Annotated in this window: 31 protein-coding genes; 5 read left to right on the top strand and 26 right to left on the bottom strand. The window is 59.3% G+C overall.

The window, feature by feature from the left end; translation table 11 throughout:
- Positions 1-98: 98 nt before the first annotated feature.
- A complete protein-coding gene (locus tag EJ576_RS13955) occupies positions 99-1022 on the bottom strand; it encodes a LysR family transcriptional regulator (RefSeq protein ID WP_122726509.1) in 924 nt (307 codons plus the stop codon).
- A 126-nt stretch (positions 1023-1148) separates the two neighbouring features.
- Between EJ576_RS13955 and EJ576_RS13950 the strand changes: the two genes are divergently transcribed.
- Positions 1149-1895, top strand: coding sequence for a 3-oxoacyl-ACP reductase family protein (locus EJ576_RS13950; RefSeq protein WP_033901224.1), 747 nt, complete (start codon positions 1149-1151; stop codon positions 1893-1895).
- A 69-nt stretch (positions 1896-1964) separates the two neighbouring features.
- Here the strand turns inward: EJ576_RS13950 and EJ576_RS13945 are convergent, their stop codons facing one another.
- Positions 1965-2651 (bottom strand): HAD-IA family hydrolase, encoded by a 687-nt coding sequence (locus EJ576_RS13945; protein WP_126570565.1) that lies wholly within the window; start codon positions 2649-2651, stop codon positions 1965-1967.
- A gap of 109 nt (positions 2652-2760) precedes the next feature.
- On the opposite strand from EJ576_RS13945, the gene EJ576_RS13940 reads away from it, so the two are divergent.
- From EJ576_RS13940 to EJ576_RS13925, 4 genes are all read left to right on the top strand, one after another.
- Positions 2761-3126, top strand: a complete 366-nt coding sequence (locus EJ576_RS13940; RefSeq protein ID WP_123474549.1) for a DUF2784 domain-containing protein — start codon at positions 2761-2763, stop codon at positions 3124-3126.
- Between the two features lie 54 nt (positions 3127-3180).
- On the top strand, positions 3181-3759 hold the full coding sequence (locus EJ576_RS13935; RefSeq protein WP_126570564.1) for a DUF4337 domain-containing protein: 579 nt from the start codon (positions 3181-3183) through the stop codon (positions 3757-3759).
- A gap of 754 nt (positions 3760-4513) precedes the next feature.
- Entirely contained in the window at positions 4514-4729 is a 216-nt protein-coding gene (locus EJ576_RS13930) for a hypothetical protein (RefSeq protein WP_126570563.1), read from the top strand.
- Between the two features lie 767 nt (positions 4730-5496).
- A complete protein-coding gene (locus tag EJ576_RS13925) occupies positions 5497-6549 on the top strand; it encodes a hypothetical protein (protein WP_126570562.1) in 1053 nt (350 codons plus the stop codon).
- Here EJ576_RS13925 and EJ576_RS13920 read toward each other — a convergent pair.
- From EJ576_RS13920 to EJ576_RS13810, 24 genes are all read right to left on the bottom strand, one after another.
- Positions 6539-7510, bottom strand: a complete 972-nt coding sequence (locus EJ576_RS13920; protein WP_126570561.1) for a hypothetical protein — start codon at positions 7508-7510, stop codon at positions 6539-6541. The two genes, EJ576_RS13925 and EJ576_RS13920, sit on opposite strands and share 11 nt — an antisense overlap.
- Positions 7483-8187 (bottom strand): hypothetical protein, encoded by a 705-nt coding sequence (locus EJ576_RS13915; RefSeq protein WP_126570560.1) that lies wholly within the window; start codon positions 8185-8187, stop codon positions 7483-7485. The genes EJ576_RS13920 and EJ576_RS13915 overlap by 28 nt, the downstream gene beginning before the upstream one ends.
- Entirely contained in the window at positions 8184-8729 is a 546-nt protein-coding gene (locus tag EJ576_RS13910) for a hypothetical protein (RefSeq protein WP_063033533.1), read from the bottom strand. The genes EJ576_RS13915 and EJ576_RS13910 overlap by 4 nt, the downstream gene beginning before the upstream one ends.
- A complete protein-coding gene (locus tag EJ576_RS13905) occupies positions 8726-9649 on the bottom strand; it encodes a hypothetical protein (RefSeq protein WP_126570632.1) in 924 nt (307 codons plus the stop codon). Before EJ576_RS13905 ends, EJ576_RS13910 begins: the two co-directional genes overlap by 4 nt.
- Positions 9646-10353 (bottom strand): hypothetical protein, encoded by a 708-nt coding sequence (locus tag EJ576_RS13900; RefSeq protein ID WP_126570559.1) that lies wholly within the window; start codon positions 10351-10353, stop codon positions 9646-9648. The genes EJ576_RS13905 and EJ576_RS13900 overlap by 4 nt, the downstream gene beginning before the upstream one ends.
- 8 nt (positions 10354-10361) lie before the next feature.
- Positions 10362-12443 carry a phage tail protein gene (locus EJ576_RS13895; RefSeq protein ID WP_126570558.1) on the bottom strand — a complete coding sequence of 694 codons (2082 nt, stop codon included), beginning with the start codon at positions 12441-12443 and terminating at the stop codon, positions 10362-10364.
- 8 nt (positions 12444-12451) lie between these two features.
- The gene (locus tag EJ576_RS13890; protein WP_126570557.1) at positions 12452-12976 is read right to left on the bottom strand and encodes a phage tail protein; all 525 of its coding nucleotides are present in this window, start codon (positions 12974-12976) and stop codon (positions 12452-12454) included.
- Complete coding sequence (locus EJ576_RS13885; RefSeq protein WP_126570556.1) at positions 12973-14145, bottom strand: baseplate J/gp47 family protein; 1173 nt, start codon at positions 14143-14145, stop codon at positions 12973-12975. Before EJ576_RS13885 ends, EJ576_RS13890 begins: the two co-directional genes overlap by 4 nt.
- Positions 14142-14459, bottom strand: a complete 318-nt coding sequence (locus tag EJ576_RS13880) for a DUF2590 family protein (RefSeq protein ID WP_126570555.1) — start codon at positions 14457-14459, stop codon at positions 14142-14144. Before EJ576_RS13880 ends, EJ576_RS13885 begins: the two co-directional genes overlap by 4 nt.
- Complete coding sequence (locus EJ576_RS13875; protein ID WP_126570554.1) at positions 14456-16609, bottom strand: phage tail tape measure protein; 2154 nt, start codon at positions 16607-16609, stop codon at positions 14456-14458. The genes EJ576_RS13880 and EJ576_RS13875 overlap by 4 nt, the downstream gene beginning before the upstream one ends.
- A 6-nt stretch (positions 16610-16615) precedes the next feature.
- On the bottom strand, positions 16616-16756 hold the full coding sequence (locus EJ576_RS29785) for a hypothetical protein (protein WP_167356499.1): 141 nt from the start codon (positions 16754-16756) through the stop codon (positions 16616-16618).
- Positions 16757-16779: 23 nt separating this feature from the next.
- The gene (locus EJ576_RS13870; protein ID WP_126570553.1) at positions 16780-17067 is read right to left on the bottom strand and encodes a putative phage tail assembly chaperone; all 288 of its coding nucleotides are present in this window, start codon (positions 17065-17067) and stop codon (positions 16780-16782) included.
- A gap of 38 nt (positions 17068-17105) precedes the next feature.
- Positions 17106-17558 carry a lysis protein gene (locus tag EJ576_RS13865; protein ID WP_126570552.1) on the bottom strand — a complete coding sequence of 151 codons (453 nt, stop codon included), beginning with the start codon at positions 17556-17558 and terminating at the stop codon, positions 17106-17108.
- The gene (locus tag EJ576_RS13860; protein ID WP_126570551.1) at positions 17558-18091 is read right to left on the bottom strand and encodes a lysozyme; all 534 of its coding nucleotides are present in this window, start codon (positions 18089-18091) and stop codon (positions 17558-17560) included. Before EJ576_RS13860 ends, EJ576_RS13865 begins: the two co-directional genes overlap by 1 nt.
- Entirely contained in the window at positions 18088-18396 is a 309-nt protein-coding gene (locus EJ576_RS13855; RefSeq protein ID WP_178083544.1) for a hypothetical protein, read from the bottom strand. The genes EJ576_RS13860 and EJ576_RS13855 overlap by 4 nt, the downstream gene beginning before the upstream one ends.
- Positions 18393-18611, bottom strand: a complete 219-nt coding sequence (locus tag EJ576_RS13850; protein ID WP_126570550.1) for a TraR/DksA C4-type zinc finger protein — start codon at positions 18609-18611, stop codon at positions 18393-18395. The genes EJ576_RS13855 and EJ576_RS13850 overlap by 4 nt, the downstream gene beginning before the upstream one ends.
- A complete protein-coding gene (locus EJ576_RS13845) occupies positions 18611-19060 on the bottom strand; it encodes a phage protein (RefSeq protein ID WP_126570549.1) in 450 nt (149 codons plus the stop codon). Before EJ576_RS13845 ends, EJ576_RS13850 begins: the two co-directional genes overlap by 1 nt.
- Before the next feature lie 6 nt (positions 19061-19066).
- A complete protein-coding gene (locus tag EJ576_RS13840; protein ID WP_126570548.1) occupies positions 19067-20182 on the bottom strand; it encodes a DUF2586 domain-containing protein in 1116 nt (371 codons plus the stop codon).
- Between the two features lie 11 nt (positions 20183-20193).
- A complete protein-coding gene (locus EJ576_RS13835) occupies positions 20194-20874 on the bottom strand; it encodes a virion morphogenesis protein (RefSeq protein WP_126570547.1) in 681 nt (226 codons plus the stop codon).
- Entirely contained in the window at positions 20867-21310 is a 444-nt protein-coding gene (locus EJ576_RS13830) for a phage tail protein (RefSeq protein ID WP_126570546.1), read from the bottom strand. Before EJ576_RS13830 ends, EJ576_RS13835 begins: the two co-directional genes overlap by 8 nt.
- Positions 21307-21768, bottom strand: coding sequence for a head completion/stabilization protein (locus tag EJ576_RS13825; protein ID WP_126570545.1), 462 nt, complete (start codon positions 21766-21768; stop codon positions 21307-21309). The genes EJ576_RS13830 and EJ576_RS13825 overlap by 4 nt, the downstream gene beginning before the upstream one ends.
- A 98-nt stretch (positions 21769-21866) precedes the next feature.
- Positions 21867-22589 carry a phage terminase small subunit gene (gene gpM, locus EJ576_RS13820; RefSeq protein ID WP_099312197.1) on the bottom strand — a complete coding sequence of 241 codons (723 nt, stop codon included), beginning with the start codon at positions 22587-22589 and terminating at the stop codon, positions 21867-21869.
- Positions 22586-23608 carry a phage major capsid protein, P2 family gene (locus tag EJ576_RS13815; protein ID WP_099312194.1) on the bottom strand — a complete coding sequence of 341 codons (1023 nt, stop codon included), beginning with the start codon at positions 23606-23608 and terminating at the stop codon, positions 22586-22588. The genes gpM and EJ576_RS13815 overlap by 4 nt, the downstream gene beginning before the upstream one ends.
- 1 nt (position 23609) lies before the next feature.
- Complete coding sequence (locus tag EJ576_RS13810) at positions 23610-24527, bottom strand: GPO family capsid scaffolding protein (RefSeq protein WP_126570544.1); 918 nt, start codon at positions 24525-24527, stop codon at positions 23610-23612.
- Positions 24528-24618 lie beyond the last annotated feature (91 nt).

Genomic DNA, 24618 nt, shown 5'->3' with positions numbered 1-24618 from the left:
GTGTGGCCATCGCGGGCAAGCCAGCTCCCACAGGGGAATGCATTCCAAGGTGGGAGCTGGCTTGCCTGCGATGGCCGCGATGCGGTGTGAGAGTGTAATCAAATGGCACTGAATCGCTGCCCCAACTGCTGTTCGGCAAATTGCTCGATGATGAAATCCACGAATGCGCGGGTCTTGCCGGGCAGCAGTTTGTGTTCGGCGTAGTAAATGGAGATGTTACCGTCGTCGACGTACCACTCGGGCAGCACCCGCACCACCGCGCCGCTGTCCAGGAACGGCACCGCCATGGGCATGCTCACCAAAGCGATGCCCAGGCCCTGGGCGCTGGCGCAGCAGGCGGCTTCGGAGTCGCTCATGGTCATGCCTGGTTTGAGCACCAGCGGGCGGTGTTCACGCTCGGTGCTGGTCAATTGCCAGGAGCGGATGCGGCCGGTTTGCGGTGAGCGGATGAGAATCCCGGTGCAACGCGCCAAGTCCTCTGGGGTTGATACCGAAGCGCGTTGCGCCAAGTAGCCCGGTGACGCCACCAGCACGCGATGAGCCGGCGTCAACTTGCGCGCCACCACGCCCTGGGGCAGCTCGAAACCACCACCAATGGCGGCATCGAAGCCCTGCCCGATCAAGTCGACCTGGCGGTTATCGAAATGCCAGTCCGGGCTGATATCCGGAAACCGCTGCATGAACGTCCCCAGCAGCGGCACCACATACCGATTACCAAACACCGTACCCATGCTGACCTTGAGCGTGCCCACTGGCCGTCCTTCGGCACTGGCCAGGTTGGCCACGGCGTTCTGGATGGTGGTGAGGCTGCCACTGACTTCGTCGAGAAACAGTTTGCCAGCCTCGGTCAGCGTCAGGCGCCGAGTGCTGCGCTGGAACAAGCGCACACCCAGGCGCGCCTCCAGCTTGGCGACACTTTTGCCGACGGCTGCCGGGGTCAGGCTCAGGTGCCGCGCCGCTTCAGCAAAGCTGCCACCTTCGGCGCTGCGCACGAAGCATTCGATACTGCCAAAGCTTTCCATACCGACCCACTCTAAACTTTTGGTTTACACAGACTATAGCAATCACGGTCTACCGGGAGGGGCTGGCGAGGTCGATACTCGGTTCCAACAACAAGGCATCCCGCCTTGAACAGCTAGGAGATCGACATGACCACACAGAACCTCAGCGGCAAAGTCGCCTTGATTCAAGGCGGTTCTCGCGGCATCGGCGCCGCTATCGTCAAACGCCTCGCGGCGCAGGGTGCAGCAGTCGCTTTTACCTACGTCAGCTCGGCTGCCAAGGCTGAAGAATTGCAGAACAGCGTGATCAGCGAAGGCGGCAAAGCCCTGGCGATCCACGCCGACAGTGCCGATGCCGGCGCCATCCGCAACGCGGTCAACGCCACGGTCGAAGCCTTTGGCCGCCTGGACATTCTGGTGAACAACGCCGGTGTGCTGGCCATCGCGCCGCTGGAAGACTTCAAGCTGGAAGATTTTGACCAGACCCTGGCGATCAACGTACGCAGCGTGTTTATCGCCACCCAGGAAGCGGCCAAGCATATGGGTGAAGGGGGTCGGGTGATCAACATCGGCAGCACCAATGCCGAACGCATGCCGTTTGGCGGTGGTGGCCCATATGCCATGAGCAAGGCGGCGCTGGTGGGGTTGACCAAGGGTCTGGCGCGGGATCTGGGGCCACGGGGTATCACCATCAACAATGTGCAGCCTGGGCCGGTGGATACCGATATGAACCCGGCGAACAGTGATTTTGCCGAGAGTTTGATTGGGTTGATGGCGGTGGGTCGGTATGGGCATGTCGAGGAAATTGCCAGCTTTGTGGCTTACCTCGCAGGGCCGGAAGCGGGCTACATCACCGGTGCAAGCTTGACCATTGATGGTGGCTTCAGCGCCTAGGGCTTCCTGAACACCGCAAATCAAATGTGGGAGGGGCTTGCCCCCTCCCACATTTTTAACCGCGATCAGTCAAGGTCGAGGGGGCAGGCCGTAGGCCGCCAGGTCAAAGTCCGCGAGCTTGCGGATGATCTGGTCGGCGTGGTGGTATTTGCTGTCGGCCATGGCTTCATCCGGTACGGCGATAGCGGTCATGTGCGCAGCCTTGGCGGCGGTGACGCCAAACGGCGAATCCTCGAACACCAGGCAATCCTCGGGTGCAACGCCCAGGCGGCGGGCGGCGGTGAGGAAGATGTCCGGCGCAGGTTTAGCGGCGCCGACTTCCGGGTCGTCAGCGGTGACGATGGTGTCAAACAGGCCAAACCATTCGCGGTGCAAGGTGGTCTTGTGGCCAAACGAATTGCGCGACGAACTGGTGCCCACGGCAATCGGGATGTTATGTGCCTTCAAGTGCCGCACCAAGACTTCCGCGCCGGGCATGCCCAAGGCTTTTGGGAAGCGCTCGCTCATCAGCGGTTCACGGATCGTCAGGAATTCGGCGGGCGTGATCGGAAGATCCAGCGCCTTCACCACGTAGTCAGCCAAATCCTGGGCGCCGCGCCCGATGATGTGCTGCTTGATGCCCCAATCGTAGGTGCGGCCGTAGCGTTCAGCGATGATCTGTGTGACTTCGGTGTAGATGCCTTCAGTGTCCAGCAACAACCCGTCCATATCGAAAATCACAGCCTTGATTGGGCCGACTCTACGCGGTGCGTTCATCAAAACAGATCCTTGGGGGGAAGGACTAAAAGGATTCAGCACAATAACGGTCACACTTGTCAGCAAGCAACCCTTTAGACTGTGAACCTCACCTTTCAAAGTACCCGCAATGCTTTACCGTCTAGCTGCCGACAGCCTCGTGCTATTTCACTTGAGCTTCATCCTCTTTGTCCTGTTCGGCGGGTTGCTTGCGCTGAAATGGCGCCCGGCGATCTGGCTGCACCTGCCCGCCGCGGCATGGGGCGTGGCGGTCGAAGTGTTCCACCTGCCCTGCCCACTGACCCGCTGGGAGAATCTGTTTCGTCACCTCGCCGGGCAGGACGGCTATGGCGGTGGATTTATCGAGCATTACATTCTCACGCTGATCTACCCCGCCGGCCTGACTCCGCAGATCCAGCTGGGCCTGGGCGCGTTGGTGCTGGTGATCAACATCGCAGTATACGGATGGTTGATCCGGCGTTATGTACAGGCTTGAGACAGCTTCATTGGTAAAGAATCAGACTCCCTCATCCCCTTCACAGACGCCCCCATGTCCGAAGCCTTCGAAGTCCCAAGCCCCCACGAAAAACACCTCGAACACACCACCGAACATGCCCACGGCCGCGGCGACAATTTCGCCAGCCGCATCGCCGTGATGACCGCCCTCATGGCCACCCTCGGCGCCATGCTCAGCTACCAGGCCGGCTCCACCGAAAGCGAAGCGGCGATGGACAAGAACAACGCCGCCATCTTCAAGACCGAAGCGGCCAACCAATGGAACTACTACCAGGCCAAGTCCAGCCGGCAAAACCTCGCGGAACTGGCCACTCATATTCCCGGTGTGGACGCGGGGCATTACAAGGAAGAAATCGAGCGCTACAAGAACCAGAAGGAAGACGTGCGCAAACAGGCCGAGAAGCTTGAAGCCACATCAAAGGAATGGGATGAAAAATCGGAACAGGCGCTGCACCAGCATCATCGCTGGGCCCAGGCAATGACCGCGATTCAGATCGCGATTTCGTTGGCAGCGATTACCTTACTGACGCGGCGGGAGTGGTTGAAGCGGATGTCGTATGCAGCAGGCGGTATGGCAGTAGTATTGGGTAGCCTGGCCTGGCTGCATTTCTAGCAAATTCCCTTGGGTGCCCTGTCCTATCGCTATATCGTAAATAGCATAACGCTGCTCAGGGCTTGGGTGTACGTGCAGGCCTGAAGCGTTGAGCTTGCTGCCTAAAGGCTGTCATACCCCTGAAACAACAAAACCCCTGGTTTCTCTCGAAACCAGGGGTTTTGTTTACATCGAATTTGGCGGTGAAGGAGAGATTCGAAACTACCCGCAAAGTTACTTTCACTATGCAAGTACCCGGTTTACAAGGGCTGCAGCGATGTTACGTCTCCAAAAAATTGGCATTCTCAGTCCCATGGTAGTCCCATGGCTTTTGCACCAAGTTAGTGCGAGAGGGTTGGAATGGGGTAAAAAACGGCATCCCGGTCGTTTTATGTTGAGGCATGGGAAAAAGGTAATATTGGTAATACGGTGAAGAAATTAGAATAAAAACCTTTAAATTCAATTGGTTGAATGATATTTAGAAAGGTAATAATTTGGTAATTTAAAGGTTAGGTCGTTACCTTTTCAGCGAGTAATTCCTGACAAGCTCAATCCCCAGCAAAACCGGGCACTTGGACGAATATTACCTTTGCCATTACCAAATATTACCCCTCAAGGTAATGCGTCAAACCCACGGACTACGTGGTCTGCAGCGGCTTTAGTACCCTTCCTAACCGAAATTACCTTTTCCCCAGCCCTAGTTCCAAAATAGCCGTCTGTGAGGCGAATCCTGCAGCTTGAGGCTAGTCTGATAGTTCACTATAGGAACCTTCATATGACGCCTGATTATTCGCTCTCAGATGTGCTTGAAAGGATGTACGAGAATCAGTTGGCACTTGAAGCAGCCGTGATGGAGATCACCCTACGCCTGGAACAACAAGGCTCAGCAGAAGTAGCTGAAAACGTGCGTGGGGCCTTAGAGGCAATCGGTGAGAACGCGGGGCATATCAAGCAAGGCTTGGCACGCCTGAAAAGGTCAGGAGCCAGCTAAGGAGGCGGGACAAATTGTGAAATGCTTCAATCTCGACAAGGCCCACACGTTTCGTGGCTTATGGCAGCTTTCAGCCTCTTCAAAGACAGCTACAGACGGCGAGAAAAAAGACCTATCTCGTTTCGGAAAATGCCCGTATTCCTACGTTTTCCTCCCTTCCAACCAATGAACCCGGGGCCTCCAACCCTGCCCCGTTCATGATCGCCTTCTACGTCGCTGTGCGACCGCCCTGCACTTCTCTTCAAATCTTTGCAATCAGTGAAACTGCCGGTCGCCCGTAGAGCGTGCCGGCCCGCCTGGGCTGCGGGTTCGTTTGCACTACATCTGGGTTTGCACAAAAAAAGGACGCAAACCCCGTCGGCGGGAGGGGGATAAGTGCTTTTTCCTGAGTTTTTTCTTTCGCCGTGATTTCTTTTAGAATCCAGCATACTGGCCCCTAGCTAGGCGCTGCCGCTTTCAGTCGAAGGTGAGGCAATTACCGGGATGAGGGTCATCCAAGCTATCGGTGCCTGACAGGAGCCAAATCGGCTGAACGAGAGCGCCAAACTTACCGAGGAAAGAGTATAGAAAACCATCAAGTTTTCTACGACAATGCTACTAATGGCGAAGCTTAAAAATCGACTTAAGTGAATAGCTGAACGAAACGAAGCACCTAACTGATGACTTAGTGTCGCCTCTTGACAGGCTTTCTGTCGAAATCGAGAGCGTCACACTGAAGCCTTGATAAGTTATTATGGGATGACCTGCCAAAGGAGAGCAGATACAACATGGAAATTTTTTGGTTTTTTTTAGTCATTACATCCCCTGTAGCAGTTCCTTTTTTAATAATGATTTTTCTAGAACCAAACGGCAATCTTTTAAACAGATGCAAGTCAACTTTAAAACTAAACTCTCAGACAGGGCTATTAGAGCAAAAGCTATTCTGGTTAAGCATTTCAATACCAATATGCTACTTTCTAATGTTCGGAACGATTATCTGGAAAGATTATACCCCAGACCTTTCGACCACTGGTCTGAACGTTTTCATCAGCATTAGCAAGTTCCCATTAGCCATGCTGTCAATAGCGGTTCCCCTAGCAGTTACTGTGGCAAGCTTTCACTCGACACAACAAACTGCAGAGCAAATCTCAATCGCTATGAGGAAGAGCAATTTAGAATCCTACTACTTACATAGAACCGAATTTTTTTCCTATTTTGAGAGATATGAAAAAGCCACTTACCTAGATTGCTTTAACGCAAATTTCAAAATAAACCCACGACTATATGACAACTGTTTCAAAGGCCGACCTGAAGAAGGAACACCTGAAGTTGAAAACGATTTTTTTGTGAAAATTGAAATCTCGTTTATAACCTTCGAAAAACATATCGACGCAACAATAAGAGGCGAGCGAGAACCAAGGAGCATCATTGGACACTACTTAATAAATGCGTGCCCTAATCTCTTCTACCTCAGTGTTGCGATGGGACTTTCAGAAATATATGAAACATTGTCGGAAAAAGTCAAACTCATCCCCGTGAGCCTAGAATCTTACGAGCCTAATGAGGCGAGACTGCATGGCACCTTAGGAGACAGTACCCGAGAAGCCATCGCTGCATATAGATATGCTCGAGACTACTATGACATTTTATGTAAGTATGCTGGTAGAGAGCCTTATCAGCACACGGACACGTACAACTACTTAGCTTGGGGAAAGCATCCTGACCTTGAAGAAGGAAACATAGAGTGGTTTCATCGGGAAGTTGCCCCAAGCATGCATGCGCACGCGCAAATATTAGGTTTGAAAACGAATACAACTCACTTTAACCAAACTATATCGTAATTAGCGCCATCACTTGATGCAATGCCGCCATCTCTGCGGCGCTTCTTGTAAAATTCACTGCATTTCCCGGCGCGGGTGTAGGTCCGTGTGTGTGCTCCGCTATCTGACGGTTCATTTCTTCCAATAGATTTAGCACATCACACAACACCCGCAATACGTTCACTCCATCGGACCCTAACCAAGTCTTAGGCGCCACAATCCTCTGGCTGACCGCAGCGACACTCTTGCGTAGTCCCTCAATCCTTTCCTCCATGTCGCCACCCACCGTAGCGTTGTGCTTCTGCCCCACTACCAGGTTCAAGTCCCTCCCGGTCGCCTGGTGTAGATCATCCACTGCCGCCAAGCTTGCAGATCCTCCCGATAGCAGCTTGAGCGCGCCCAGCGCCTCCAGGGTCTTGGTACCCCCCACCGACTCAGTTGAATGATCGTCCACGGTACTGGTGTGGCTCTGGTACCGCTCGGTGTTGCCCATCGCCTTCACTTCCCGCTCGATCGCCTTGTCCAGGATCTTACCGTCAGTCTGGCGCAGCCAGTTGCCGTCGGCGTCGACGCGCTGCTGACAGGCTTCGCTGTGCTGCCACACCTGGTCACCCTTCGGGACACTGGGCATGCTCAGGCCGTGGGGCAGAATGGTCTGGATATAGGGCTTGTGTGGCAGGCCGTAGGCAAAGCACACCACAACCTGGGTGCCTTCTTCGGGGAACGCATAAATGCCCATTTCCTCGCCACCGGTGGGCAGCGGCAAGGGCACGCCGGCCAGGATCGGCAGCTTGGTGTCTGGCTCGCCGTCCGGGCCCATGACCTCGATGTCGACCGCGTAACGCGGGCGGAAGTCGTCGCAGATCCCGGCGCCGGCGGGTGCATCGGCCACGGCGACAACCCGGGCAAAGCGTGGCAGGTGGTAACCACCGGTGAGTTCGGGGAATTGTCGTTCTACGCTGCGGCGGATTGCGTCGTCCATCGGATGGCCATCTGGTTGTCGATGAGCGCGACACTGGTGATGCGCTCGCCGTGGTTGATCATTGCACCTGGTCGCAACCCGGGAAGGGCTGCAATCATTGCGCTCTGGTTGCCTTGGTAGTCGTCGAACAGCTCCACCGGCAGCTGCAGCGGCGAGCGAACTCCGAAGAAGCTGTCAGTCCAGCTGCCCACGAATACCTCCCCGTCACCCTGCTGCTGCCAGATGAAGTCGGGGATGTTGAAAACCCGGGCCAGGCTGTCCATGGCTTGATAGCCAGCGGCCAGACTGTAGAAAAACGGCGCCTTAACGCTGGCATACGGCTGTTCGGGGACGCGAAAGCGCAAACCGGTGTGCTGGCCGATCTCGACCAGGACGGCGCGCAGATCGACGTGACGCAGGTTCAGCGGCAGCGGGTTGGCCAGGATCGCGGCCAGCTCGCGACAGAAAAGCACCTGCTGGGTGCTGCTGGCCGTGCTGCTGCGCTCAACGTAGCCAATGAAGTGTCGCTGCAGCGTGCTGCTGTTGTAGCCGATATCGAGTGTCACCAGCCCCTTGACCGGCGCCGTAGCCTGGATCGTGAACGTCGCCCGGCCCGGGCTTTTCGCATCCAGCCGGACTTCGTTTTTAACCAGGACGTAAGGCGCCCCGCTGATGGTCAATTCCTTGTGTAGCTTCATGCCTTGGGACTCCCACCCAACCAGGTATCCACTTTTTTTAACGTGGCTTCAAAGCCGGTCAGTTCTTCGGGGCCACCTGGTGTGTCGCCACCGGTGCCACCGACCGCGCCGCCCGGGCCAGACTGCGCCGTCACCGCGTTGCCCGATCGGCGCCCTTCCACTTTTTCTGGGTTGGAAAGCTTTTCAGTCAGGGTGAACTGGATCAGCCAGCCGCGCAGGTTGTCATCTTCCCGGGCGCTCACGCCTTCGGTGAATGTCACCTGGCGCATGCCAAACGCGGCGGCGGTGTCGTTGACGATCCGGTACGTCTTAAGCTGGCCACCGCCGGCGGTCGCTTCCACCAGGCGCATCAGGTCGCGCAGCTGCACCTGGTCAACGAAAGGAATCATCAGGCTGACGGTCAGGGTTTTGGGCTTGAATCCCTTGTGCCCCTTGTCGGTGTTGCTGGTCTGGCCTGACAGATCGTCGCTTTCAATACGCAGGTTGCCGGTGACCTTGAGGTTCTTCCCGCGCACCTCTTGCCCGTCGAGTAGCAGCGTCATAGGCCCACCAGTTCACGAACAAAGCTCAGGCCCTGCTCAGATCCAACCAGCAGCGCTCCGGCGCACAACACCCACTCATGACCCGGGGAATCACCTGCCAACAGCGCCTGGCGCAGCTCAGTAGCGTTGCCCGGGCCGATCAGCCGCGCACGCATGCTGCTATCAGCGTTGCCGCCGGACAGCAGGGCTTTGAGGTCGGCCAGCTGTTGGTCACGGCCCTGTTGCTGGGCGGCCTTGCGGCTGGCCAGGTCCGAGAGTGCCGCCATGGGTGAGCTGTCGGCGGCGTAGCTCTCCAGGACGGCAATCTGGCCGGCCATGGACTGCTGGGCTGCTTTGACCACGGTGCAACGCTCCAGGGGTAGAGACTGCCAGCGCGGCAAGGTGCCGGCGGCGGGGATCTCCCACTTTTCCGTCTCCAGCTTCGACAGGTGCCGCGCTCGGCGCTCGGTTCGCACCAGGTCAGGCATCGGCAGCAAAGCGTTGAAGCGCGCCAGGCTGTCGGCCAACTGATCGAAACGGGTGGCCAGGAACAGTAGGCACAGCGCGTGCTGGGGGGCGTCGGGCCGGCCAATATCGCTGACATCCACCAGCTTGCCGGCCAGGTGCTGCAGCAAGTTCGGTGCAGACAAAAAACGCTGATAGCCGCGACCCTGGCCAACCCCACTTTGAAACGGCGTCACCACCAGGCAGGCCGGGGCCTCGCCCATTTGATCAGCGAGCGCGGCACGCCCTGCAGCGATCGCGCCCTGGGCCGCATCACCCACCGGCCCCGGGTTGGTCGTGGTCTTGCCGTTGAGATCGGCCAGGCGTTTGGCGGTGCTGGCCAGCTCGCCGCCTGCCAGGTTCTGCGCGTCTGACAGCTGGCCCATCCACTGGGTGGCCTGTTCTGGCCAGCGCATTTTCACTGCATCCCAGGTCATGCCGGCGGTGTCCATTTGATGGACTTCATCACCTTGAGCTTTTTGTCTTTGAGCGCGGTGGCCAAGTCCTGCTTGAGGTTGTCGGCGTGCTGCAATGCTGCCTGCTTGAAGCGCACCAGGTCCTGGCCCACCAGGTGCAGTTGCACTGACGTATGCGGGCGGAAGCCTTTCACCAGGTTGGCGTCGAAACAGGCATAGCTGGCATCCAACCCGCTCAGCACCATGCCTGTGAGGTTGATTTGATCGTCCATCTGGCTGGCGTAACAGTGGGGCTCGCCCAAGGCACTGGAGACAAACCCGCTTTCGATATGACGATTGCAGCCGTCATTGACCTCCTGCAGCTTCTGGTCATACAGCGTTGCCAGAATCGCGCCAATATCGTCTACCCATTCGCCGTTCTTCCAGACCTGGTCGGGGCCCGGCTTTTGGGTGGTGTATCCGCTAGGGATCGGCCCCACGCCGGTGACCGTCAACGGTTCACCCGTGGTGGTGCTGTAGACAATCAAGCCGTCAAAGTAATCGACCAGAACCCACTTACCATTGCTCCAGCAGGCGCCTTTGTTGGCCGGGATCTTCGGTGGTGCGACCTCCACACAACCACCAGGAATCAGGAACACGTCTGGTTCCAGGGGGGATTCGTCAGCCTCTGTTGTTCCGATGTAGAGGCCCAGTTGATTGGTCTGATAGACCGTTTTGGTTTTCATGTTGGACCTCAATGCTTAATGCAATAAACCACTGCGACGTTGACCGGGCGCGACTCGTTGCCCCCGGATGCGTCGACGGTGATGGTGTGGTTATGAGCGCCGGCAACTGGGCCTGCAGCCGTTGGACTTGGCCCCACCGAGTAGTGGCCACCACCCTGGTTAGTGGCAATGTTCAGAATGATGGGATACATGCCGTGGCTGTGTGCACCCTGGACATCGCTCGACGCGGTGTGGCTGTGTGAGGCGTTTTGACTACCTTGGGGTGCGTGGAGAACTCGCCCCGGATCGAGCCCCTTACCATCGTCGAAGCCCCGGAGAAACACGCCGCGCATGTCAGGGAGATTGAACGTAGTCGCGCCATCGCCGCCCCCGTAGAACGTACCGATTCTGGCGAATAGCGCGGCAAAGGCTGTTCTGGATACGGCCGCACCATTCGCTTTCAGGTAGCCGGACGGGATGTCGGACATGGCGAAAGCCATAATGGCGCCGGCAGGCACGATGCTGCTGGGGTTCAGGTTCCCCTCATGGAAAATCCGTTGGTTGTTCCAGAACAACGCGCCGGTGTGGTCCATCGCCAGATCGAAAGCAACGAAAGAGCCCCAGTGGAAAAGGATTCGCGGCGCGTAACTAAAATCTGTCGAGCCGCCGCCGACCTGCTTGGCCTCGCGGATCTCGATAGCCCCCCCGCCATTGGCGAAACCTCCCGTGTTCGGCGCAGCAAGGCTAGGGCGCTGCCGCGTAGTACGATCGGTAACTAGGGCGTTGGTAATGCCGTAGGTCTCGACCGTGGTGGGCTTGCCGCTGGTGATCTTTGACCAATCCAACCCAGGGATATCTGAGGGCAGGAGCGTTTCGCCATAAGTCACCAGCCCCTTGGAGTTCACCGTGACCTTGGTGTACTTCCAGGACGCCACGATGTCGGGCATCGTGACCTGGATGTTCACATCGGCCGTACCATCAAAAGTTGCACTACCCGTGCCGACGCCGCTGATCGACACTTTGCGAGCGGTTTCCAACTGCTTGGCTTTGCCCGCCGGCGTCGTGCCGTCGATCAGTTTGTCGATCGCTTGCTGCAGGAATTTGCGAACGCCAAACACTGCTTTGGTGGTTGCCAAAATTTTGCTGCTGTCGGTGCCGGCGTCGTCGCTGATGGCGTTCGGCAGATTGCCCAGCTCCACGTCGTCCTTGGTGGTCGCCCGGGCGCGCAGGTGCTCATAGTCGCCATTGCGGGCGGCTAGGTGCTGAATCAGTGGCCCGCTGATAGGTTCAACAGTCCGAAAATCGGTGTTGTCTGAGGTTTTGAGGTACGCCAAGGCAACGAAGTAGTGACGTGTACCAGCACTGTCGGTGTAGTCGACGCCTTCATACGCAATCGACCACGCAGCAACGGTGTCATTCAGCTCGCGGCGTAACGCCACATGCACAAATACAGCCGTCGGCAACCCCGGCAAAGTGATGGGTAAGGTGTTGGCCAGCTCAATGCGGACCCCCTCAACGTAGGCCAAACCTGGTTTCAGCTGGTACGCGGTACCGACCTTTTCAACCTGGAACGCCTGCCCGAAAAAGCACGCCCGACCGAAAATATCGCGGTTGCTCAAACGCTCGCGCTCGTCGATACCCTTTAGCCGAATCGTGAAGTCGTGCTGCCAGGTCTTGGCGTCAATCGTGATGCCGGTCAGAGCCTGGGCCCCGTCGAACACCACCAGGATGTTGCGGGTCACGTTGTTGCCCAGCTGCAGCGGCGGGATGTTTTTGCGCTTCTGCTGCAGCGGCATGTAAGCCACGGCCAGCAACACGTTCTCGGCGGTTTCCAGGCCGATCCAGTTCCAATCGAAGTCCCCGACATCACTGCCCAACATCGAGCTATAGACCACCTGGTTGGGGTTCACATACCCCACGTTTTGCTGGGGGATGGTGTAGCTGTGCACGATCTGAGCCGCCGGCGGCTTCGCGGCAGCGCGGTTGACCGGTGCGTTTGGGTCCAGGCCTGGCACGTTGGCAAAAATGAAGCGCACGACATCAAGGCGCTGTTGCGATCCCAGTTTCTGGGCGATCAGGCTTTCACCTGCAAGGGTAATACTGGCTCCCATTGGGGCTCCTACAGGCTGGCGATCAGCGTTTGCTGATCGTCGTTGAAGTCCACCGCGACGATGCGCAGCGATACGGGGGTGATGGTCACGAAGTCATAGCGCCGGCAGGTGCGGCCGTATTGCTGAATCAGCACGCGCAACAGCTCAGGGTTCTGCGACAGCTGGGAGTCGGAAAGGCGCAACAGCACCACGTCCCAGTCCCGATCGGGCATGCGCTCGTCTATCTCCACGTAACCCACGCCAAGGCGCTGCAGGATGCGTTTGAGCCCCGCTGTGCTGCCGGCATCGACGGCGTTGATAAAGGCGAACTTGACCCGCAAGCGGTACAGGCTTTCCGGTTCGTCCTTGAAACGGCTGATGTCCCGCTGCCAGGCCAGCAGGTCGAGAATGGTCAGGTGGCAGGTCTCGGCGTCCATCTGCAGCAATGGCCACTGCATCCAGCCTTCAACTTTCTCCCACCAGGCCTGGCAAGCCGCTTTGAGCTTGGCCAACTGCGGCCCATCCAGCCAGAACGGCAAATTGAGCTTGATCATGGCAACACCACCTGCAGGCTGCTGATCCGGGGGATGGTCAGCTCTGACACGATGTCGGCGTTATCGAAGTGCAGCGACTCGATGCCGGCGAACTGCTGGTGGAGTTCTTCGGCCAGGCGGCTGAAGGAAAAGCGCGCCTGGGGATAAGTCAGCGTCGGCTGATAGTCACCGGTGCCACTTTCACGAAAGGCCGCACGGATGAATAACGCGGACTCGGCCTGCAGCTTGGCGCGTTGCTCGGTGGTCAGTGCAGGACGTGGCCACAGCGTCACACTCAGTTCGTGCAGGGTCTCCGGCATCACCAACACCAGCAGATCGTCCCCGTGGCCATGGTTGCCCTGGTCACGGATATGGGCGTTGATTTGCTCCAGGTAAGCCGCTGCCGGCACATCCGCTTCAAACAGCACATAGGCGTTCGCACTGCCCGGGCCACGTGGTGCACCGTGCAGGAAGTAAACGCCATCAGGCCGCACCGCCGGGAACGCGGAAATCATCGCCCGGTAGACCGCATCGGTGTGCCACTGGTTGACCGCCGAGAACTGGTTACGGACCCGCAAACGCAGCTGATCGTCAGGCTCAGGATCTGCACCTGGTGCAATCAACCAACCGTCGGTGTTGACCACTTGGACGATGCCGGGAATGGGCACCGGCAGAATCGCGTAGTAACCCGGGGCTAGGTTGTAACCACTGCCGACCTCTTGCGCCTGGGCCGGGACTTCCAGCTGCAGCACGCCATCGGCAAAGGTCACAGCCTGGGTGGTGACCAGCTGATAAATATGGCCGTTGATGGCTGCGGACTGCACCTGGATGCCGGCGGGCATCTGCAGCACACCGCCGGCAACGTCGCGGGTGAACAACAGCATGCCCTGGGCCTTGGTGGCGCCTTTGCGCTCGACGTTGACCGCCCAGGCCAGCATGTCCAGCCACTTGTCCCGGGCGGTTCTCACAAAGAAGTTGGGCAGGACAGTGCCGCTGATAAAGCTGATCAGCCACATGACCGGCTTGGTCACCAGGGCGGTCATCACTCGCCAGAACGGCGAATAAGCGCTGGTGTTGCTCATCTTGCTGCCCTGGGCCGCTACTTCCTTTTCCCAAGCCTTACGCAAGCCGTCCTCGGTCGTGGGAATGCCGGCATCAGCGAGCGCCTGCTTAAAATCTACGTCGCTCACAGGGTCACCTCGATGTCGCCAAACTTCAGCGTTTTGGCCGTGACCAGGTACTGGCCGGATTGCACCTGGTTAATCAGTGCTGTGCCCGGTACCAGGCGTTCGTCAGCCTCCACCAACAGCTCCAGTTGCTGGATGCAGTCGCGTTGACGCAGGCGGCTGCGTTCGGCGACCAGCGTCACCAGCAGGCCGCTTTCGCGGATCATGTGCGCGATGTCCTGGGCGATGCTGGCCCGGTCCTCGATCAGCAGCGGCTGACGGGACGGGTCCAGCACCAGGTCGTTGTCGACGATCAGCAGGTCGATGTATTCGCTCATCCACCCACCGCCATGGCCAACATGCCTTCCAGCTCAAGCGGGTTCATCGGTTTACCGGTGTGAATGTTGACGTTCTCCACATGGGTGCCCTTGTTCTGGGTTTGGTTGTTGTTCTGGATGCTGCTCAGCAAGCCGCCCCGGGGCACGGCTTCGGGCCGTGCCGGTGACAGACCGGCCACAGAACCATTGATCCGTTGCTGGGTTTGCTCGGCCTGCGCGGTGGGTGCCGGTGCCATGACCAGGGCCGGCGGTTGAGCCTGGGGCTGCAGGGCTTCCAGCATCGGCATGGCCATCGCCGGCGCCGCTGCCTTTGAGGCAGCCGCCATCACCAGGGGCGGCGCCTGGTTGGGCTGCTGGGGGACGCCCATCAGCTGCGGCAAGATGGGGGTGTCGATCTTCGGGGCGCTAATACCGGGTAGGTCCGGAGCTTTCGGCATGTCGCCAAATGCGGCATCGATCTGGACGCCGGGGATCTTGTTCAGCATCTCGATCAAGCCATTGATGGCCGATTTAAAGATATTGACGATGCCGTCCCACGCGGCGCTGGCCATGCCTGTCCAACCGCCCATGGAGTTGAACCAGTCAGACAGCGCCGTCAGTTGGCCACTGATCCACTGGAACGCCTCGGTGTTCATCAGGGCGCTGGTCCATTCGTCCCAGTAGATAATCGCCGCCGCCACGGCAGCGACCAGGGCGACAATGCCGACCACGATCCAGGTCACCGGGTTGGCCAACAGCGCGGTGTTGACCAGCCAGATGGCGCCCTGCCACAGCAGCATCGCGCCCTTGACCAGGCCCATCCAGGCGACCATCAGCACCAGGCCCGCGACGAACCCGATCACCATGACGGTGTGGTACAGGAACATGGCGATACTGCGCAGGCCGGCCATGGTCAGGACTTTCCACACAGTGACCAGGCCCAGCCAGACGATTTTCGACATGCCCACGGTCAGCGTAAGCAACGACATGGCCGCAATGATCCCGAACACCACCAACGTGGTGATGCCGATCACGCGGGTGATATTGGGAAACAACTGGGTCCAGCGGGTCAGCGTGCTGGCGATTGCCACCAGGCGATCCATCAGCGGCGTCAGAATCGGGATCAGCGACTGCCCGAAGGCGATACGCAATGCCTGCACAGCGGCGCCGAACTGTTGCCACGGGTCTACCATCTGTTTGGCCATGCGCTCGGCGTTCTCCAACCCGTGCACATTTCCCAGTCGATCCATGCCGTTCTTCAAGCGGTCGGTGTCACCCAGCAGTGTGGTGATCAGTCGCGCCGCTTCGCCACCAAAGGCGTCACGCAGCTTTTTGCCGTTGGCCTCAATCGACAGATCGCCAAACTTGCCTTTGAGCTTGTCCAGGATGTCCATCATCGGCAGCAACTTGCCCTGCTGGTCGACAAACGACATACCGAGCTTTTCCGATGCGCCGCTGACGTTCTCAAAGAACGATTTATAGAGGCCGCCGGCCTCCCCGCCGTCCATGGTGCTGCCCAGTGTACCCAGCACCGCCATTTGCTCGGCCAGGCTCACACCTGCGGTGCTGGCCAGGCCGCCGGCGGCTTTAAATGCCTCGCCGATCTGCTCGCCACTGGTGCGAAACAGCTGCACTGCAGTGGCGGTTTGGCCGGCCAGATTCTCAACCCATTGGCCTTTGCCCATGGCGTCGGCCTGGCCTTTGAACAGGTTGTACATGGTGCCGACGTAGGTACCCATGGTGTTCGCATCGGACTTGGTGGCCTTGGCCAACAGGTTGCTAGCGTTGGTGAAAGTGGCCAACTGACTGCCCGCCAACCCCTTTATGGCTCCCTCAATGTGGTACGCCGAGGCTACAAAGTCCCGGGCGTTTTCACCGTAGGCCACCGAAAACTCCAGCGACTTGCGGTTCAGAGCGGTCAACGCATCCTCAGCCACACTCAGCGATCGGACTTCGCCCAGGGCGCGGTTCATCTCCAGGGCGGGCTCCAGAGACTGAGTGATGGCCACGCCGGCACCGACCAAGCCCGCCAGGCCAAGGCCCATGGTCTTAATGTGCTTTTCGCTCTGTTCCGCCAGGTCAGAAAAGCCCATTTTCACCTTGCCCAACGGGGCGGTGACCTTATCGGTCAGGCTCAAAATGAAGGCCAGGCGGGCGCTTTGGTCAGCCATCTGTGTTTATCCGTTCAATGCGTGGGCGATGCCGTTGGCGATGGCGATTTCCATCCGCCGCCAGTGTTCGTCCTCAAGCCACTTGGCCGTGCCCATCACCTCGGCGGTGGGCTCGGCACCTGGTAGCCAGCGACCGGCCAGGGCCACAAGTTGGCCAAGGCCGTTTTCGGTCAGTCGTTCGGCGTGGTCGAGGGCTTTTTTACGGTGATTTCAACGTCGGGGCTGTATTCCTCCAGCAGCGCGCCGGCCAGTTGCATCACGAATACCGGGTTGCCCAGCATCGGTTTGAGGGTGGCGCGTTCTTCCTGCTTAACGGTGGTCACCAGCAAGTTGTTCGCCGGCGCGACCTTGTTGGTCTGGGTCACGGCGTTGAAGTACTTGGTCACGTCCTGTGGGGTCAGCTCAAAGGTGAATTCCTTGGCGCCGACTTCCAGGGTGATCTCGCGTTTATCGGTCATGGGTGTAGTTCCGTTCAGGGTTTAAAAGTGGGAAAACGTCAGCGCAAGCAAACCCGGCGCACGTGGTCCTGTAGGCCCAGGATCATTTGCCGACTGAGGGCGAGCTGATCTCTGAGGGTGAAATAATCTTGTCGAGCGTCTTCTGTGAGTTCGGCGGATCCGCCATCAGCCAAGCCGCCGGCGCCGGTGGTACCGGTCGCGGGGGCGCTGCAGGTGGCGTTGAGCTGCAGCCGCTTAAGGCCAGCGCGAACAGCGAGGCGCAGGCCGTCGTTTTGGGCGCGTTCATGGTTCAATTCCTGGGTACGTTGAAGGTCGATGGCGTCACGCTCAGCCAGCCGCTCGCCGGTGATGCGAGCCGCTTCGCGCAGACCGGTGACTTCGAACAGCGCTGCATCGCGCTCGCTGCGGGCGATATCGCGCTGACCTTCCAGCAGGTCAAAGGCGAACCAGGCCACCAGGCACAGCACCAGGGGGAAAATGGCTTCGCGCATTACAAACCCGCCTTGCACAGCTGTGCTTCGGCCAACCGGCGCCGGTGCAGGCCCCGGACAAACTCCTTTTGCCCCGGGGCGGTGGTGACGTAGGCCCACACTGGAGTTTTGCCGTCAGCGGCCCACGCCAGCGCGTTGCATCCGTCCTTGATGCGCCCGACATTGATCAGCGCGACGGCCCGACTGACGCAGGTGCTGGGCACGCCGAAGTTGTGGCTATGGCTGCTCAACGCATCGAAAGTGTTCTGGCCCACGTCCTGGTTGGTGATGCAGTCGGCCAACTGCAACTGGCCCTTGCTGATCACCAGCTGCTCCACCTCGGCGCACCGCGCGTCTGACCAGTAGTCGCCAACAACCACTGGATAAGGACTGGTGTGGCGGGTGATGCCTTTGCACACGGTCGGCAGGCCCTGGGCGAGCTTGTCGGCATAAACGGTGTTCTGGCCGTTGCCTTCCCAGGTGCCCAGGAACACCACCAGCGTGGAGCTGCAGAGCGCAATGGCGCCGGCGGCGATCTTGCCGCGCAGGCTCATGGGAACACCACGCGAAGCAAGGTTGGGCCGATCATCTGCAGCACGGCCCACAAGGTGCTGGCCACGGCCAGCGCCCAGGTAATTTTGGTGCCGAGGCCGGACACAACGCTGGTCAGCTTCTGCTGGCCCTCATTGAGTTCCGAGAGTTGGCCAGCCAGGTGTTCAAACTGCTGTTCCAGCTTGGTGACACGGGTCGGGACCGTTTCCATCTGGCCCACGCGGTGTTCGACCACTGCCATTTTTCGCTCAAGGCGCCCCAGGCGAGCGGAGTTCGCCACCAGGTCGGGCGTGGTTCCATCGGTCATCGGCGGCGTCCTTTCTCGAAAGTGGTTTGGCATGGCGTGCAGCGCGTTTTCCCGCCGAGGGCCCGGCGCGCCTCCGGAATTTCGTTCTCACAGTCCAGGCAGTGGATACAGCTGGGGCCTGTCGACTGCGCCCGGGCCAGACGCAACTGAGCGTCGATAGCCTGTTTTCGTTGACGCTGTTCCAGGGCCTGAGCGCGGTCGAACAGGCAAGTCATCAGCTCAGGCCCTCGATCTCGGTTGCGTCGAGGTAGGGCACGCCGTTGATGCGGATAAAGTCCGGGCTGGTGACCTCAAACGGCACCTTGTGCTTGGTCTTCTCGCCGCCCTTGGGATCGATGCTCAGCAGGCTGGAGACCTTCAACTTGCAACCGAAGGCCTCAATGCGCAGTTCGTCGTCGCCGGCCTTGGCAAAAAACACCGCGTCGAAGGCTTCCAACTTGCGAAAGCTGCCAGCAGTGCGGGCCGCTTCGATCAGCAGATTGAAGTTGGTGGAATCCAGCTCCAGGTCGCCCGCCGCTGCCACATCGCCGTCGACGTAGCCGTCAGGCACGCCCCGGGTTTGCGCCGTTTTGCTGTTGTCGGTGATATCCAGGGTGCAGCTTTCGACGTGGACCCGTAGGTCGCCCAGGTTCACGTCAAAGTTCTTGCCGCCAATACGTGACATGGGGGGTTACTCCGAATCGTCGGTGGAAAGGTCAAGGGCGATGTTCGCCGTGAGGTCTTTCGGGCAGTTGTGGGGTTTGAGCTTGATGAACGCCTCTACGGCGGTTTTGCTCTTCCAGACCAGCACGATGTCGCCATCCTTCGGTGACTCGATTTCACCCGGGAACACCTGGCCGGCGAACTTCACCGACTTGGCCATACGGCGCAGGGGCGCCATCAGCGCGTTGATGTTCACGGCCATGCTGTTGGGTGTGCTGTTCAATCGGCGATCGCCAACACGGCGGATAAGCAACGGACGCACCTGACGTGCCGCCTTGTCGGCCAGGCGCAGGTATTCAATGACCTGGAAGTCGCTGGCCGGGGTGTCCAACATGTTGCCGTCGCCCCAGTACACGCCCGGGTAATCGGGGTAGGTCTGAGAGACGGAAAAGCGGGCCTTGTCCAACTCGGCGCGGATCGAGGACGGCAAAGGGACACCCTCCTTATCCGCCGGCACGCTGCCGAGGCCGAGAACGGCACCGGTGGCCACACGCATAGGACTGTCTGCAACACTCACAGCGGCGTTGGCCAAGCGACCGGCCAATACGCCCAGGTCGTTGCCATGTAGCTGGGGCACTACCAAGACACGGGGGGCAGCCAGGTCGGCGGTGATCGCCTTCTGTTCCAGCAGGTACTCGTCCCAGGTCTGCAGCGGCGTCGGGCTGGCGGACGCTGCCATGACGAACACGCGGCGCCCGTAGACATTGCTCAGCGACACAGCGGCGTCGTGCATTGCTGCCAGCTCTTCGCCCTTGGCCACGGGTTTGGTGATGACCACGGCCTCGACGGAAAAACCCTGCTGTTGCGATGCTTCCAGCGCCGGTTTCCAATCGCCTTCCGCGCCAATCGGCGCCGCCAGGCATGCCCAACGATCGCCACCGTTCAAGCGTGCTGCAGTGATCTGGGTTTTCAGGTCGCTGGGCTGTAGGCCCAGGGTGGCGTCCAGGTCGCTGTCGTTATTGAGCGCGACCAATTTGCCGGCGTTTTTCGTGCCGGGACCAATGAACAGGAAATAGCGCTCGATCTCAGTCACGGCGCCTTGGCCCAGATTGAGATTGTTAACGCTGACTTTGCCAAGTGCCATGCTGTGCCTCGTTAGCGGGGTGAATTAAGGATTTGTTGGAAGACCTGGTTAACCAGCTCGCGGGTTTCGCTCCCGGTCTCTACCCCGAGGAACTGGCGTTTTGGCAGGGTGATGTCCCAGCTTTGTGCGCCCGATGTCTCGGTTTTTTCATCGTTCAAAATGCGGATCAGCAAGCCGGCCTTGGCGTAGTTCACGTGTTCTTGAATCCATGCAACCGACGGCCGGGTCAGCGTCTTTTTGCCCTTCTGCCGGGTGCGAAACCCCAGCCGGCGTAAGCGCTTGGCTTGTTTGTCGGTGCAGGCGATTCCCGGCGGGACTTTGTTCCAGCGCTTCATCTGTGTAGCGGTACGCCGCTCGCTGACACCGTTGTGCTGCTGGGAAGCGACCCATCTGGTGAGCGCGTTTTTCCAGCCCAGTTCGGCTTCATCGGAGCTGACACGGGTGACCTGCAGCAGCTTCGCCAGGCCGGCTTCCATCTTCTTTTTGCCCTTGGCAGAACCCTTGCGCTCGGCGAAGGGGCTACCGTCCAGGTTCTTTTGTTCACGTACCCGCTTGCGGCTCATCGAGCGCACGCGCTTGGTCACGTTGTTAAGCAGCCGCCGGCGCAACTGGGGCGACAGATCAAGCAACGCCAACTGGGCGTCGACGTTGAGCAAGCCCCTGACATCGAGGTCGAGCGGGCTGTCAGCCATGGCCGACCTCGCCGTGCTCAGCAATCCACAGATCGAACGGCACAAAGGCCCAGGTCTTGTTGAACGCCTCGATCTCGCCGGCGGGATCCTCGGCCAGGTATTGCGGCTCGACGAATTCCAGGGACAGCTCCACGTCGAAGCTGTCCTGGTCCAGCGGCTCAACGGCAAACAGTGGCGCCGGCAGGTCGTGGCGGTACCGATCGGGATCGTGTGTTTCCAGCCAACTGCCCACCAGGGCCATCAGCCTGGCCGGGTGATCGGTGAAGCGCTCCAGGGCGAACACGGCGCGATAGCGCATGTCACTCATGTGCAGGCCGTCGCGGTCGGGCTTCCAGATCAGTTCCAGATTGACCTGTTCGGTCCAGCTGTCGAACTGTTCAGGCGCCACTAGGTTGCGGGCCATGAGGTAGGCGGTCAGCGCCTGCAGCTGGATCATTGCAATGACGCCGTGATGCGGCCACGGCCCTGCAGGGCCCGGACGGCCTGCTGGCTGAAAGCCAAGAACGTTTCCGCCCGCTCCGGGGCTTCCTTGCCGGTGTTTTCAGCGCTTTCCCTACGGGTGACCGTGGCGAACTGCGGCAGCAGATTGGCTTTGGTGCGGCAATACACGGCGCGCTTGTACAACTTCACCTTGAACGCACGTTCCTGCAGCAGCACCGTGTCTGCGGCTTCAACATTGTTGATGCCGAAGGCCTGCCACCGGGCCTTGCACTTGGCCAGGTCACCATTGACCTCGATCATGGCCATGGTCATGTCACCGCCCAGCAGCTCTATCAGGTACTCCGCCGGCAGGCGGTATTCCTTCTGGAATTCGGACAGGGAGAGGTCTGGCCAAAAGCCGTCGTTCTCGATTGTCTGTTCCACAAAGGTGGTGGGTTTCCCGGAAAAGCTCATCGCTGGGCGCTCAAATAGGGCGGGGAGCCTGTTTTCAGTGGGACGGTCCATAAATAGGCGGCTCACTTCCACAGGTCCCCGCTGGGGGGGGTAGTCGGTTATTCGGAAGCCGTGCTGGCCTGTTGTTTTGCCAATGCCTTGCGGCATTTCACGATGCGCGTTTCGTTGCCCGCTTTCGGGTACAGCTCGGTGGAGCGCTCAAGGTGCTTGAGCGCGGTTTCCCACTGCTCGGCCTCCATGGCGCGCATGCCGATCAACTTGTGGTACTTGCTTGGGATCTGTTCCGTCAGGTTCCACTCGTTGTCTACACGCGGCAGCAGGTCCGACAGGTAGGGCTCTGGGCTGCGACCGGCGTTGTATTCGGCATAGGCCCACTCGCACACGGCGTCAGCGACAAACGTCTGGATGTCCCGGCGCTTGAAGCGCTCCGGCATTTCCTGGCCCTGCTCCATCAGGAAGTCGGCCAGCTCCAGGGCGTCTTCGAACTGGGCGGTGTCGAACAGCCAGACCAAAACCTGCACCGCAACACGGTTGGGGAAGTTCAGCCCCGATTCGCAGTAGCGCTGGACGTATTCCTGGTATTTGGGCAGCAGCTCTTCACGCTTCAGCGCCTGGCGTCCGGCCAGGCCGTTGATAGCGCTGATTCGCGCCAGGTCCTGGTCCAACGCCGCTTCCTGAAGCAGCAAATGCTTTCGGGCATTGGCCGGGCTGCTCAGAGCATCGGCCGGGGAATAGGCCATGCCTGCAGCAGCGGCGAGCGCCGCAACTGCAGTGCTGCCCAAGGCCAGGGTGCGGCGCTTGTGCGCCAGGGCCAGGCTCACGCGACCACCAGCTCAACGTTTTCGGTGAACGCGATCTTTTCCAGTTGCTCGATCACGTAGCCTTCGTTGCGGCTGTTGTAGTCCTCGACGCGGGAGCGCTTCGGATTCTCGATCGTCTGCTTACGCCAGCTAGTGTCCTGGTAGTAAATCGAGAGGTTGTCCCAACTGGTGACCAGCACCGCGTTGACCGGAAAGTTAGGCACGCTGAACGCCGGCAGGCCGCCATAGGTCGCAATGACCTGAGCGTTTTCGATACGCTCCTTTTCGGTCGGGGTGTCGCCCTGTTTGGTGTACAACTTGGCCTTATCAGCAGCGAGCAAATCGGTGCCGATGATCGCGACCAGGTCGCCGTCTTCGCGCAGGATCTCGTCCACCATCTGCTTGGTGTCATGCACCAGGGCATCAAGGTTGGCGTAGTCGCCACCGGCGCCCAGCGTGACCTTACCGGCAGTCTTGCCCTCTTTGAGCACCTGCTGTGGGGCCTGCTCGCGAAGTTGCTGCAGCCAGCCTTTGTTCACGTCCTGCAGCTTGGGGAATTTCTCCAAATCAGTATCAACAGCAGCGTGAGTGCCATGGAAGCCGATAACGATCCGATCTTGCGCGATACGCTTCTGCACGGCGGCGGAATAGCGCTCTTTGAAGTCGGGAAACTTCGCCCAGGCGTCGATTTTGGCGTACGGAAGACCAACGTCCGACTGGGTATCAGCCAGTTCGTATTGGGTGTTGTCCAGCGCCGATGCGTCCTTGGCTTCGCGATCGGTTGTCTTGGTGTTGGTGCGGCCAGTGACCGGGCCGTTCACACCGATGAACACCTTCTCACCTTTGATCTCGCTGACCGGAGTGACGTTGATGCGCTCCAGGAAGTCGGCCTTAGCGGTGATCGCGTCGTTCAGCTCCTGAGCAATCGACGGTTCCACACTGAACATGCGGCTGGATCGTTCCACACCATAGGCTTCGGCGATTGCGGCCTGCAGCTCGGCATATTGTTTGGCGCCACGGGCGCTTAATGGCTGGGCCATGTCAGAGCACCTTGCGTCGTGGGGTGTTTACCGGGCCTGGATTGCGTGGCAACTGGCGACCGGTCGAGGTGTTCTGCAGTGCGGAAAACTGCTGCTCCAACTTCGCCATGCTGGCGAGCAATGCCTTGTTGGTGGCGCTGCCTTTACGGCTGAATTCACGGTCGTCTTCGGCAGTGGTGACGATATCGTCAACAGCTGCTGCTACGTCGTCGATTGGGGCGGCTTCGGGCTCTGGGGCGTCTTCCGCGACGGGCTCAATCACAGCCTGAATGCCGGCAGCGACAATCAGCAATTGAGCCAGCAGGGCTTTAAGGGCCGTTGCTGTAGCTTCATCCATTGGGGGTTTGCTCTCGTTTGGGGTGGTGGGTTCGACGGGCTCGTCATCCGTGGAAAAGCACTTGAACAAGCCAGCGAGCAAGCCGATAAGCTTGCCGACCTCGCTCTGTGGCTCAGCCTCAAAAGAGCCCAGTTCCACGGACGCGGCATAGAAAGAGTTTTTGTGGGTCTGCTTCGAAAAATAGAGTTCCTGGGTGCCCAGGCTGGCCGGCTCATCGGTGACGCCCAGACCTGTCAGGTAGGCTTTTCCGCTGCCGGCGAAGTTCGGGGTGATCTCGATGCTGGAGAAGAGCTTTTGGCCCTGATCATTCAACTGCAGTAGGCGATCATTCGGCTTGAGTTGTGCCTCAAGAGCGATTTGCCCGGGCTCCAGGTCTTCGCCCTCCTCCACCAAACGCACGGCAAAGACGGTGCCGTGGGAGCCGCTCCAACGCTCGTGATCGCACCAGATCACCGCCGTGTATTTCGAAGGCTTGTAGGTTTCAGCGATATCGCGCAGTTCCTGGGGAAGGATCTCGCGACCATCGGCGGTGGTGCCGCTGGTGGCGACACGTTTCCAGTACGAAACAAGGGAACGGGGCATGGGCGTTAGCTGCGCTCAATCGGTTGAATGAGCCGCCAAGATAGGGAGCCGCCAAGCCCTAAACAAACGGTTCAAATGCGCGTTTCTCCTA

The organism is Pseudomonas sp. C 49-2, assembly GCF_003970195.1.
GTDB lineage: Bacteria > Pseudomonadota > Gammaproteobacteria > Pseudomonadales > Pseudomonadaceae > Aquipseudomonas > Aquipseudomonas canadensis.
The sequence above is the reverse complement of the archived record's forward strand: the minus strand, read 5'-3'. Positions and strand labels throughout refer to the sequence as shown.

Bases quoted from the DNA above. Each gene is read 5' to 3' on its own strand.
- EJ576_RS13955 (WP_122726509.1), bottom strand. From the start codon at position 1,022: ATGGAAAGCTTTGGCAGTATCGAATGCTTCGTGCGCAGCGCCGAAGGT.
- EJ576_RS13950 (WP_033901224.1), top strand. From the start codon at position 1,149: ATGACCACACAGAACCTCAGCGGCAAAGTCGCCTTGATTCAAGGCGGT.
- EJ576_RS13945 (WP_126570565.1), bottom strand. From the start codon at position 2,651: ATGAACGCACCGCGTAGAGTCGGCCCAATCAAGGCTGTGATTTTCGAT.
- EJ576_RS13940 (WP_123474549.1), top strand. From the start codon at position 2,761: ATGCTTTACCGTCTAGCTGCCGACAGCCTCGTGCTATTTCACTTGAGC.
- EJ576_RS13935 (WP_126570564.1), top strand. From the start codon at position 3,181: ATGTCCGAAGCCTTCGAAGTCCCAAGCCCCCACGAAAAACACCTCGAA.
- EJ576_RS13930 (WP_126570563.1), top strand. From the start codon at position 4,514: ATGACGCCTGATTATTCGCTCTCAGATGTGCTTGAAAGGATGTACGAG.
- EJ576_RS13925 (WP_126570562.1), top strand. From the start codon at position 5,497: ATGGAAATTTTTTGGTTTTTTTTAGTCATTACATCCCCTGTAGCAGTT.
- EJ576_RS13920 (WP_126570561.1), bottom strand. From the start codon at position 7,510: ATGGACGACGCAATCCGCCGCAGCGTAGAACGACAATTCCCCGAACTC.
- EJ576_RS13915 (WP_126570560.1), bottom strand. From the start codon at position 8,187: ATGAAGCTACACAAGGAATTGACCATCAGCGGGGCGCCTTACGTCCTG.
- EJ576_RS13910 (WP_063033533.1), bottom strand. From the start codon at position 8,729: ATGACGCTGCTACTCGACGGGCAAGAGGTGCGCGGGAAGAACCTCAAG.
- EJ576_RS13905 (WP_126570632.1), bottom strand. From the start codon at position 9,649: ATGACCTGGGATGCAGTGAAAATGCGCTGGCCAGAACAGGCCACCCAG.
- EJ576_RS13900 (WP_126570559.1), bottom strand. From the start codon at position 10,353: ATGAAAACCAAAACGGTCTATCAGACCAATCAACTGGGCCTCTACATC.
- EJ576_RS13895 (WP_126570558.1), bottom strand. From the start codon at position 12,443: ATGGGAGCCAGTATTACCCTTGCAGGTGAAAGCCTGATCGCCCAGAAA.
- EJ576_RS13890 (WP_126570557.1), bottom strand. From the start codon at position 12,976: ATGATCAAGCTCAATTTGCCGTTCTGGCTGGATGGGCCGCAGTTGGCC.
- EJ576_RS13880 (WP_126570555.1), bottom strand. From the start codon at position 14,459: ATGAGCGAATACATCGACCTGCTGATCGTCGACAACGACCTGGTGCTG.
- EJ576_RS13875 (WP_126570554.1), bottom strand. From the start codon at position 16,609: ATGGCTGACCAAAGCGCCCGCCTGGCCTTCATTTTGAGCCTGACCGAT.
- EJ576_RS13870 (WP_126570553.1), bottom strand. From the start codon at position 17,067: ATGACCGATAAACGCGAGATCACCCTGGAAGTCGGCGCCAAGGAATTC.
- EJ576_RS13865 (WP_126570552.1), bottom strand. From the start codon at position 17,558: ATGCGCGAAGCCATTTTCCCCCTGGTGCTGTGCCTGGTGGCCTGGTTC.
- EJ576_RS13860 (WP_126570551.1), bottom strand. From the start codon at position 18,091: ATGAGCCTGCGCGGCAAGATCGCCGCCGGCGCCATTGCGCTCTGCAGC.
- EJ576_RS13855 (WP_178083544.1), bottom strand. From the start codon at position 18,396: ATGACCGATGGAACCACGCCCGACCTGGTGGCGAACTCCGCTCGCCTG.
- EJ576_RS13850 (WP_126570550.1), bottom strand. From the start codon at position 18,611: ATGACTTGCCTGTTCGACCGCGCTCAGGCCCTGGAACAGCGTCAACGA.
- EJ576_RS13845 (WP_126570549.1), bottom strand. From the start codon at position 19,060: ATGTCACGTATTGGCGGCAAGAACTTTGACGTGAACCTGGGCGACCTA.
- EJ576_RS13840 (WP_126570548.1), bottom strand. From the start codon at position 20,182: ATGGCACTTGGCAAAGTCAGCGTTAACAATCTCAATCTGGGCCAAGGC.
- EJ576_RS13835 (WP_126570547.1), bottom strand. From the start codon at position 20,874: ATGGCTGACAGCCCGCTCGACCTCGATGTCAGGGGCTTGCTCAACGTC.
- EJ576_RS13830 (WP_126570546.1), bottom strand. From the start codon at position 21,310: ATGATCCAGCTGCAGGCGCTGACCGCCTACCTCATGGCCCGCAACCTA.
- EJ576_RS13825 (WP_126570545.1), bottom strand. From the start codon at position 21,768: ATGAGCTTTTCCGGGAAACCCACCACCTTTGTGGAACAGACAATCGAG.
- EJ576_RS13815 (WP_099312194.1), bottom strand. From the start codon at position 23,608: ATGGCCCAGCCATTAAGCGCCCGTGGCGCCAAACAATATGCCGAGCTG.
- EJ576_RS13810 (WP_126570544.1), bottom strand. From the start codon at position 24,527: ATGCCCCGTTCCCTTGTTTCGTACTGGAAACGTGTCGCCACCAGCGGC.